This is a genomic window from Parageobacillus caldoxylosilyticus NBRC 107762 (genome assembly GCF_000632715.1).
Classification (GTDB): Bacteria; Bacillota; Bacilli; order Bacillales; family Anoxybacillaceae; genus Saccharococcus; species Saccharococcus caldoxylosilyticus.
Genome location: NZ_BAWO01000094.1, coordinates 1 through 9,515, shown reverse-complemented (window position 1 = coordinate 9,515; position 9,515 = coordinate 1). Strand labels below are relative to the sequence as shown.

Genomic DNA, 9,515 nt, shown 5'->3' with positions numbered 1-9,515 from the left:
CCCTTCTCCAACATATTGCATGTTATTTCACTTAGTTGTATGTAAAACTAAACAATAATATAAATAAAAAAGCCGAGCATTGTCTCGGCATCCACTTCACTTTGTTAAGAAACTTCAACGAATCCAACCATACCAGATTCTTTATGTCTAGGAACCGTACAATAAAATCGAAAAACACCGCTTTCGACCGGTATGAACCTGATTTCGGCTGTTTTTCCCGGCAAAGAATGAATATGGACTGTTTGATTTTTTGAATGATTCCCATGATGACTTTGTTGTAAAAGAGATACTTTCATATTTTCGAATTCGATATCATGTTCAACTTCACCGCTATTTTTGAGAATTAAGGTTACTGGTTGCCCTACGGTAAGTTTGAAATCTTTAGGGAAGTAAGCAAATTCGGTTGCTTCAATGACTACTTTTTTCGTCTTTGTACTGAAATTCAACGGAGAGCCAGACAGCTTATTATTAGTCATAGAGTGGCTCATATGGGAATTTTTTATGGACACGTTATGACCTTGATCGAGCGTATTATTTAAATGATTATATGTGTAGAAAAACAGCAGAAAGACGATTGATAATAACAATGGATTATGGAATATTTTGTTGATGAAAGATAAACGGTTAAAACCGGTTTCTTGTTGAAGCATGTACAAAACAATACCAATCATCCCAACAAATATGACGAGCATTACACGAATCATTGAATTTTGGTGTTGCGGCGAAATCATTTCTCCTAACATCGCTCCCATCATTCCGCCCATTATTCCTGACAAAACGCCATCTATGATGGCCATGACACTAATCGGCAGCCCGGTCAAAAAACCGGCTAAAAACCCAAAACCCATTCCTAAAACGGTTGAGAAAAAGAGGTTACCGCTATACAAAATCCCGGCCAGCAAGCCATCTGTTAGCCCGACCAACATTCCTAAAGCCATCGCCACCATCATTCCGACCATACATGTGATTTTCTTTCTTTTTATGAATACGAAAACAATAACAATCAAAGATAAAATCGTTACAATGATTCCGGTTAATAAAATCGACAATGAACGATCCCTCCCTGTAAGTTTTTATTTGTACACATATATGTGGGCAAGCGGTTAGTTAGTCCTTTTTAAATTTATTAAATTAATTCATATGGATAAACGTAATGTCTGGAACAATAGCAGGACTTATAATCCTTTATGTAATGAGGTTATTTTTCAAAATTTTCTTAATTATATTTCCGTCAATCTTGGAAATTTATCAAAAATAAACAAGGAGTGCCAACGAATAATTATCAAGACCTAAATTATAAAAAGCCTTAAAAAATAAAGGAGAACACATATTACACATGACTAATATGTGTTCTCCCTTTTTCTTTTTAATTAAACTCAAACACCCGTTAGCTCAATAAGATTATCGTTACATGGAAGTTATGGCTAACATAAGAAACATCAGACCAGCCAAAGAAACACTTAAAAGAATGCTTAAAACAGACGTAATTAAGTTATTTTTAAAATCCCTTATCCCAAAAATAAGACCACTTAAAACTGCCCCCCACCATAAAAGATGAGCGATTACTTTCGGAAAACTTGCTAATACTTCTGTAAAAAATAATGTAAATAAAAGTAATTGAAAAACAAGAGAGATGAGTATACCCCAACTTGGTTTATTGAGAATGTTCTTGTTTTTAATGCTCAAAGTAATACCAACAGTACAAGCAATAAAAACAAGTATCATTACAAATGTCATAATTAAACCCATCATAAGTCCTCTCCAATACTTTTTATATTTATTTTACATTAAAATTACCAACTACCTCCTTTAAAAACCAAAATTTGATATAATGTAGTCCATGTATCTAACAACCTATAAAAATCCCTTTCAGACTTTGTTTCGAAGGAATTTCTTATTCACATAACTTATAGATTATAAAAGATGAAATAGAAGTACGGCAACAATTTATTCTATTTCGGACCACTACGGTAGAATGCCTTGCGTACCAAGCAATTCGGTAAATAAAAGACAGCAGTTTAAGCGTAATTACTGTACCGAAGATTATTTCGGTTAAAATAAATCATCTTATGACCCCATATTTTATGAATCGTTGCTGTACCCCATCTTCATCGTTTCATCTATTGTTTAATAATCAATATCTTCATCATGATTAAATGCAATTCCCGCAGAAAAGAACGCAGAAAAGAATGTAATTTTCCTACTTTGTAATTTATCTCGAGACACCTCATAAATTTAACCTTAAATGTCTAAACATGCAACCAACATCCAACATTCGATCGTATGAAGATCCATGACCTGGAAGAGGCTCAAACACAGTAACATTATGTATGTCGTTATCATGAAAGCTTGTTATTCCATTCCTGTTATTAAGCTTGACTACATCAATACTATAAACATGATGATTCGAACCATATAAATCAATCTGTGTAATTTCACAGTCTATTGCTTCGAAATATAGGTATAGAGACTTAGCATATGTATTCTGTAAATGTTGTGAAGTGTTAGCAACACTCATTTTTGTTTCTTTTGCCAATCTTTCCACTGATTTTGGGCCCTGTGCTAGTAAGTCTAACAACTCGATTCTTTTTGGACTGGATAATGTCTTTCCAATACGCGCAAACTGTTCATAAACGAAATCTTTAAACTCTCTCGGATTCAATTTTTCATCCCCATCTAAAAACAAATTTAACTATTCAATTGATTAATTGAATTCTATCGCAAAAAATTTTTTGTAAATAAATTGTTAAAAGATTTGCCTTATTTTATATTCAAATTCCTAGTCTTCGCCATAAAAAATCCCTCCCAGATAGACTCCTAAGAACATCATATCAACTGTTCTCTTTTTTACTGTCTATCTGTAGGGGATAATCCATTCCATGGAAGCACTCTGCTTATATTTGCAGAGTGCTTTTTAATTAAAACAAGACTATGGATGTGCTAAAAGTACGTTTTGTTTGTTAATTAGTTAATAATTATACCTTTTAAGTAGTAAGGTGTTAATAAGTGAAATACATGATCTATTAGGTATCAACCTATCAGAGAAAGGTGTAGATACGATCAGCTTTAGTATCGAAGTCTTTAGAATTGCAAAATCTGATTTCCCTATGAAACGTATATCACTCTATACATTTGATAGACTGCGTCCCGGATTATTTCAAACTGCGTTTCAAGAAGGCTTTCGTTCGTTCAAACTTTGGGTTAGTAAACAACTCAGTCGGATGACCGGATTCGATGATTTCCCCGTTGTCCATGAAAATGACTCGGTTTGCAACCTCCTTGGCGAACCCCATCTCATGTGTCACCACAATCATAGTCATGTGCTCTTCAGCCAGCTGCTTCATTACTTGCAGTACTTCGCCGGTCAACTCCGGGTCCAAAGCGGAAGTAGGCTCATCAAACAGCAGGATTTCAGGGTTCATCATAAGCGCCCGAGCAATGGCTACTCTTTGTTTTTGACCGCCCGAAAGTTTTCCTGGGTAAGCTGTAGCCCAATCAGAGAGTCCTATTTTTTCTAGGAGCTCTTTGCTTCGTCGTTCGATTTCTGCATTTAACTCCTTCTTTACTAACCTAGGCGCGAGCTCCAGATTTTCTTTAACCGTGAGGTGAGGGAAGAGATTAAAATGCTGGAAAACCATTCCCATCTTAGAGGTGATCCGCTTGATCTCCTGCGGTTTTGAGTAGATTCCGTCCCTCACCAAATATTCCCCGGATATACAGATGCTTCCTCCGTCTATTTCTTCAAGATGGATCAGACTGCGGAGCATTGTACTTTTCCCAGAGCCAGAGGGTCCGATCACAGCAACTACATCGTTTTTATTTACATCAAATGTAATTTGTTTTAATACATCCAATTTGCCATATGATTTTTTGAGGTTGGATACTTCAATAAGAGCCACATTCACTACTCCTTCTTAGTCAAATTTGAACCGTTGTTCTAGCCACTTAAAGAGAACAGTTAATAAGAGCGTTAGGATCAGATAAATGATACCTGCGATGAAGAAAGGCACGATTGTAAAATCACGGTTCACAACAGTCTGTGCATAGTGTAATAATTCCGGTACAGCAACAGCATAGAGCAGTGCGGTATCCTTAACCAGTGTAACTGATTCGTTAGCAACGGCAGGAAGTGCGATGCGGAACATTTGTGGAAGTATGATTCGCGTCATCGTCTGCCATTTATTCAAACCAAGGACTTGGGCGGCCTCATATTGACCTTTATCAATAGCCATCAGACCGCCGCGGAAGATCTCGGCAAAATATGCAGCATAGTTCAAAGTAAATCCCAAACATGCTGCGACAAAGCGGTCTAGTACCAAATAATCTCCGATCACAGGGAGCATAGGTAGTCCAAAACATATAAATAGCAGCTGTAGCAGCAATGGGGTACCGCGCATCACATATATATAGATCTGCGCAAACCAGGATACAGGCTTGAAGCTGCTTCTTACAGCAAGTGTTAGTACGAAGCCCAGCGGAATTGACAACACAATGGCGATCAAAAACAAGAGGACTGTCATCTGCGCCCCTTCTAGCATTGGCTTAAGTATTGAAATGAAATAATTTATGGACATGAAAGAATTCCTCCAAAAACAAAACAGGGTTTCTCACGGAAATCCTGTTTTGTTAATATTATTTCGGTCTATTTTACTTTAATACCTTATCTTCGCCAAACCACTTTTTAGAGATTTCGGCGGCGGTACCGTCCTCATTCAGCTCATCGAGAGCTTTTTGAAGTTTCTTGAGTAGTTCCTCATTACCTTTTCTAACGCCTATTCCATATTCTTCTTGTGCAAGGGATTCATCGAGTAGTTTATAGGTATTTTTCTCTTTAGACATGTAATATTTAATTAAAACTTCATCAATAACTACTGCATCAACACGGCCCAGCTTTAGATCCTTCAATGCCAGAACATTGTCGGCATACTCCGTAACCGTCTTGATCTTGGATTTAATCGGATTTTTATTCAACGCATCGGCTGCAGAAGATAGAGATTGAAGGCCAACCACTTTGCCTTCTAAATCATCAAGTTTGTTAATGTTTGAATTAGCCAGGGTGACAACAACCTGTGCATTTTTCATATAAGGCTTTGTGAAAAGAACCTTCTTTTTACGCTCCTCAGTGATGGTGTACCCGTTCCAAATAAGATCAATCCGTCCACTGCTTAACTCAGATTCTTTTGTTTTCCAGTCGATAGGTTGAAATTTAACCTTTACTCCCATTTTTTCGGCAGCTGCCTTGGCGTAGTCAATGTCAAACCCTACGATTTCATTATTCTCATCCCGGAATCCCATGGGTGCAAATTTATCGTCTATGCCAATCACCAGCGTGTTGTCTTTTTCTTTTTCCTCCGATTTGGAACATCCTATAAGGAGCGAGAATACCGCTGCCATGGTCAGAATAATAGTTGCTATACGTTTCATACTTTGTAGATAACCTCCTTTAACTAATTATCATTTTGCTTTAGTCGTTAAAATATTAATATTTTTAATAATCTTTGGTTAATCTCTTGCATGTCCAATAAGTTTGAATGCCCTCGCTGCCAGTCACCACTAAACCAACAGCAAATGCATCTGCAACAAGAGTTAGGACAACATTTACATGAAATAAGCTCAATACAAGAATGACTAAAATTCTATGATGACTGCCTCTATGAAGATATCCCTCCCGTATACGCTTTAATTCGATAATATATTAGAGTAATAAATTATCGTAAGATGAAAATAACACAACATAAAAATGAATGTCAACGGAATTTTTTAGCACATTATCATACTAAAGCATTTGCTAATTATCTTGTTATATGATGATGAAGGGGATTGGTGAGAAACATGGTTTTCTATAATATGAACGTGTTGCAAAACACATAATGGATGCATAAAAGCACGCAAAAAATCCACCCATCTTGGAAATCATATACAGTGACCAAAAATACTTCATTCCAAGGGGTGGACACTATCATGATTTCCAATATTGTAATCAAACATGCACTGTCTAGCGAAATCGATCCTCTTTTACAGGCTTTATTTCAATACATTGACCAACTTTCTTTACCTGAAACACCTTATGTGACAGGTCAACCACTGATTTCAAAAAAGTCATTGTTAAAGTGTTTCTTTTTGAAAACTTATTTTTCTATTAACTCTTTACGTCAGTTAGTGGACATACTGGATCGATTTGGCTACTTCCGGCGGATTTGTGGGTTTAATGAGGTTCCTCATCTTTCTACGTTTTCGCGGGCAGGGAAATGGTTTCGAGAACAAGGTTTTTCCGTTTTTAACTCCCAACTTCTCAAAGACTTAGGTGTTCGGTGTCCAAATGTCGTCATCATTGACAGTACGGCACTCCGAAGCAGTTTCTACGATTCTCAAGCTAGATGGGGAATTTTCACTCGGTATAAATGGTTCAAAGGCTATAAGTTGCATCTTTGTACAACTAGGGAAGGAATCATCCTCTCTCATGCTTTCGCAACAGCGAATCAACATGATGCGTCTGTTGCACTTGAGTTATTTCCATCTTTAAAGAAATGGAAGATTGAGTTTGCCTTGGGAGATGCCGCCTATGATAGTGAAAATGTTCGTAACATGGCTGAAGAAACTGGGATCTTTTTTATTGGCTATTTTCGCATAAATTGTTGCTATATAGAACATAATGTATAAAAAGAATGTAGAAAAGGTGTTCCGTATGGCAATGGCTTGGTACGATGTTTACAAAGACTTTTATACACTTCCGAAGAAAGAACAGTTAGAACTGTTTAGAGCCATTAAACAAAACTTATTTCCAAAGCCAAAAGGCGACATTCCAAAATGGTTGGAGAAATTCGGGAAACTCGTTTTTCTAAAGGATTAGCGTGTGTTCATTGTGGAAGTATGTCTATGAAACGTAATGGAAAATATCGTTCTCGTCAACGCTATCTCTGTAAGGGTTGCGGGAAGTCATTCAATGATATGACAGGTAGCCCATTGTCAGGAACAAGATACCCTCACAAGTGGTTGAAATACTTTGAAATGATGATTGAAGGTTATACATTGCCAAAGATATCCAAAGTACTTGATATTCACATTTCAACTGCGTTTTATTGGAGACATAAAATTCTTAACGTTATTCGTTCGCTTGGTCATTCAACACTAAAAGGGATAGTGGAAAGTGATGAGACATACTTTTTAGAAAGTGAAAAAGGCAAGAAGTTCATCGCTCACAGAAAGGCTCGTAAACGTGGCGGTGTAGCAAAAAAAAACGTGGTATTTCTAAAGAACAAATTTGTGTGGTGGTTGCACACGATAGAAACGGACAAATCCTTTCCCAAATGGCAGGAAGAGGTCGTATTACGGCTATGGAAATTGATGGGGTGTTAGGAAAACATATCGACACCTCTGCTTTGCTATGCACAGATACAGCAACAAACTATAAAAAATTTGCTACGATGAAGGGACTACAACACGAAGCCATTAATGTTCGTAAAGGTATCTATACAAAGAAAGGAATTTACCATATTCAGCACGTCAATGGATATCACACTTGCTTGAAAAAGTGGATAAACAGGTTTCAAGGTGTAGAAACAAAATACCTTGATAACTACTTGTTTTGGCATCTTTTTCTTGAATTGAATAAGAAAATGCCGTTTCAAGAACGTGTGAAGGAAATGCTTCTCTCATCTTGTCGAAAGGTAAACTTTACTACCGTTCAACATCTAAGTGAAGCATAACTTTTATTATTTTTTTGTACGGTCAATTTTGTTGTTTATTATTAACCCAATGATTGTCATGATAAAAAACATGAAGGATAGTGACATTAAAAGAACGACAAGCCCTATTCCTTTCTGCTTAAACATGTAATGGTTAAATGCGAGTATTCCCATAGCAATTGCATTAATAAAAATTGATAATAGCCATATTGGATGGATTTTTTCTTATCCATTATTCTACACACCTCCACTCTGTTATTCTACAAAATGGTATTCAACCTCTTTAGCAACAATCTTTTAGAAAACAGACTTTTTATTTCACCGATTAACCCACGAAATAGTGAGGAGCGAAAAGATTCCTATGGTCGGGTCATGCCTTCATTTTTGAAAACAGAATTAGGAAAGTGGATGTTCCGTTTCCGTAACACGATTGAACAGACATTTAATCAGTTAAAGAATGACGGATTAGAACAACCGCGTTGGTATGGGTTTCATCGCTATTTACTGCATGTACAGTTATGCATTATTATGCATAATTTTGAGTTTTTACTCTAGTTTTACAACACCATCTAGTATGGGAAACCAACATTTATTCAAATAGAAACATTATCAGCCTGAAGTCATCCTTCTTACAGTGAGATGGTACCCATGGTACAACTTAAGTTTTCGTGTGAAGTCTGCCCAAAATCGAAAAGATTCATTATAAACTGTTTCACATCGCATCATAATCCGTAAGCTAGCAGGAAATTCATGTCTTAGTTTTTTATGAATCGTCTTCGCACCAGAACCGTGTTATGTATTATCCATCATAAATAAAAGGTACAGCTTTATAGCTGTACACATTATGTTTAAATGATGCAATGATTTTCAAATTATTACGCATATATCACTAATTTATGTCGGAATCATTTTTTATTTTTTATAAACATAAATAATTATTTTTTCTGTAATTTTTAAAAACCTTTACCTGATCCTCTAAAAGTTTTTGTGTTTCTTCATCTAATTGAACATCACTTAAATTTATTATTGAGATATCTATATGCTCAAGTTGAAAAAAATTTAGTTTTTCTTCAAAAATATCAACATCATAATCAAAATCTACACAATTATCGAAATCGTTGGTGATCAGAAGTTTTATTGCTCGATTATTATTGATTTCTTTCCATAACATTATTCCTTCCCTTTCTAGAAGAATGGGACTTCTTCTCTCAAAATCAAATACATCTTTAAACACCTTTACAATTTCAATATTGTTCATAAAACAATATTTTTCTATTCTTTTTAAAGTATCTTCTTCGTATGTAGGATTTACTTGTTCTTTTCCATAGGTAATGTAAACAACTGCCTTTTTCATTTAAATCACTCCCCTTTTTTATGTTTGAATATAGATTAACATAAATTTTAAAAGACCGGATAAGTATGAAATGACATTTTTAATAAACAACATAAGTATTTTTCGATAAAAGAAAAAAGTACGGCTGTAAAAAGTTCTTTTCTTTTACAAAAATTCTTTATTTTCGTTCAAAAAAATTGATTAGGATAGTTTATTGATATAACTTGTAACATTTCCCAAACAGCAACTACCTTGAGGGTTGTTTACCTCACACCCACACCGGTTTTCTTTTATATTTTCACGAATATGGTTCACAGGTTTAGAACCAAGTCCTTTTTTTACATATTCCTCAATCTTCTCTTTTGTCCAACCAAAACAATAGCAAATAGGTACTGTTGAAGAGTCATCCTTTTGATACACAGGAACCTTGATTTCTGATAAAAGATACGTTTTTTTACCCGCATCAAAATAGACAACATCACAATCCCTTGATGAAT

Annotated in this window: 7 protein-coding genes and 4 pseudogenes; 3 read left to right on the top strand and 8 right to left on the bottom strand. The window is 35.6% G+C overall.

Features of this window, described 5'->3' with window-relative positions:
* Nucleotides 1-104: 104 nt before the first annotated feature.
* From GCA01S_RS18305 to GCA01S_RS18280, 6 genes and pseudogenes are all read right to left on the bottom strand, one after another.
* Nucleotides 105-1,049, bottom strand: coding sequence for a plastocyanin/azurin family copper-binding protein (locus GCA01S_RS18305; RefSeq protein WP_042412237.1), 945 nt, complete (start codon nucleotides 1,047-1,049; stop codon nucleotides 105-107).
* A 358-nt stretch (nucleotides 1,050-1,407) separates the two neighbouring features.
* Nucleotides 1,408-1,749 carry a hypothetical protein gene (locus tag GCA01S_RS18300; RefSeq protein ID WP_043968591.1) on the bottom strand — a complete coding sequence of 114 codons (342 nt, stop codon included), beginning with the start codon at nucleotides 1,747-1,749 and terminating at the stop codon, nucleotides 1,408-1,410.
* Nucleotides 1,750-2,476: 727 nt separating this feature from the next.
* Nucleotides 2,477-2,662, bottom strand: a pseudogene (locus tag GCA01S_RS21170) (ArsR/SmtB family transcription factor); the annotation flags it as partial.
* Nucleotides 2,663-3,152: 490 nt separating this feature from the next.
* Entirely contained in the window at nucleotides 3,153-3,899 is a 747-nt protein-coding gene (locus GCA01S_RS18290; RefSeq protein ID WP_042412228.1) for an amino acid ABC transporter ATP-binding protein, read from the bottom strand.
* Between the two features lie 15 nt (nucleotides 3,900-3,914).
* Complete coding sequence (locus GCA01S_RS18285) at nucleotides 3,915-4,574, bottom strand: amino acid ABC transporter permease (RefSeq protein ID WP_042412226.1); 660 nt, start codon at nucleotides 4,572-4,574, stop codon at nucleotides 3,915-3,917.
* A gap of 73 nt (nucleotides 4,575-4,647) precedes the next feature.
* Nucleotides 4,648-5,424 (bottom strand): amino acid ABC transporter substrate-binding protein, encoded by a 777-nt coding sequence (locus GCA01S_RS18280; RefSeq protein WP_042412223.1) that lies wholly within the window; start codon nucleotides 5,422-5,424, stop codon nucleotides 4,648-4,650.
* A gap of 537 nt (nucleotides 5,425-5,961) precedes the next feature.
* On the opposite strand from GCA01S_RS18280, the gene GCA01S_RS18275 reads away from it, so the two are divergent.
* From GCA01S_RS18275 to GCA01S_RS21410, 3 genes and pseudogenes are all read left to right on the top strand, one after another.
* Entirely contained in the window at nucleotides 5,962-6,660 is a 699-nt protein-coding gene (locus GCA01S_RS18275; RefSeq protein ID WP_231883418.1) for a transposase, read from the top strand.
* A 25-nt stretch (nucleotides 6,661-6,685) separates the two neighbouring features.
* A pseudogene (locus GCA01S_RS18270) lies at nucleotides 6,686-7,706 on the top strand (IS1595 family transposase).
* Between the two features lie 288 nt (nucleotides 7,707-7,994).
* Nucleotides 7,995-8,240, top strand: a pseudogene (locus tag GCA01S_RS21410) (ISNCY family transposase); the annotation flags it as partial.
* Nucleotides 8,241-8,604: 364 nt separating this feature from the next.
* Here the strand turns inward: GCA01S_RS21410 and GCA01S_RS18260 are convergent.
* Together GCA01S_RS18260 and GCA01S_RS20430 are read right to left on the bottom strand one after the other, a co-directional pair.
* Nucleotides 8,605-9,039: a hypothetical protein gene (locus tag GCA01S_RS18260; protein ID WP_042412221.1), complete on the bottom strand. Its 435-nt coding sequence runs from the start codon at nucleotides 9,037-9,039 to the stop codon at nucleotides 8,605-8,607.
* A gap of 180 nt (nucleotides 9,040-9,219) precedes the next feature.
* A pseudogene (locus GCA01S_RS20430) lies at nucleotides 9,220-9,515 on the bottom strand (putative iron-sulfur cluster-binding metallochaperone); the annotation flags it as partial.

Excerpts from the sequence above, each read along its gene's own strand:
- GCA01S_RS18300 (WP_043968591.1), bottom strand. The coding sequence starts at position 1,749 with ATGGGTTTAATTATGACATTTGTAATGATACTTGTTTTTATTGCTTGT.
- GCA01S_RS18275 (WP_231883418.1), top strand. The coding sequence starts at position 5,962 with ATGATTTCCAATATTGTAATCAAACATGCACTGTCTAGCGAAATCGAT.
- GCA01S_RS18260 (WP_042412221.1), bottom strand. The coding sequence starts at position 9,039 with ATGAAAAAGGCAGTTGTTTACATTACCTATGGAAAAGAACAAGTAAAT.
- GCA01S_RS18285 (WP_042412226.1), bottom strand. The coding sequence starts at position 4,574 with ATGTCCATAAATTATTTCATTTCAATACTTAAGCCAATGCTAGAAGGG.
- GCA01S_RS18280 (WP_042412223.1), bottom strand. The coding sequence starts at position 5,424 with ATGAAACGTATAGCAACTATTATTCTGACCATGGCAGCGGTATTCTCG.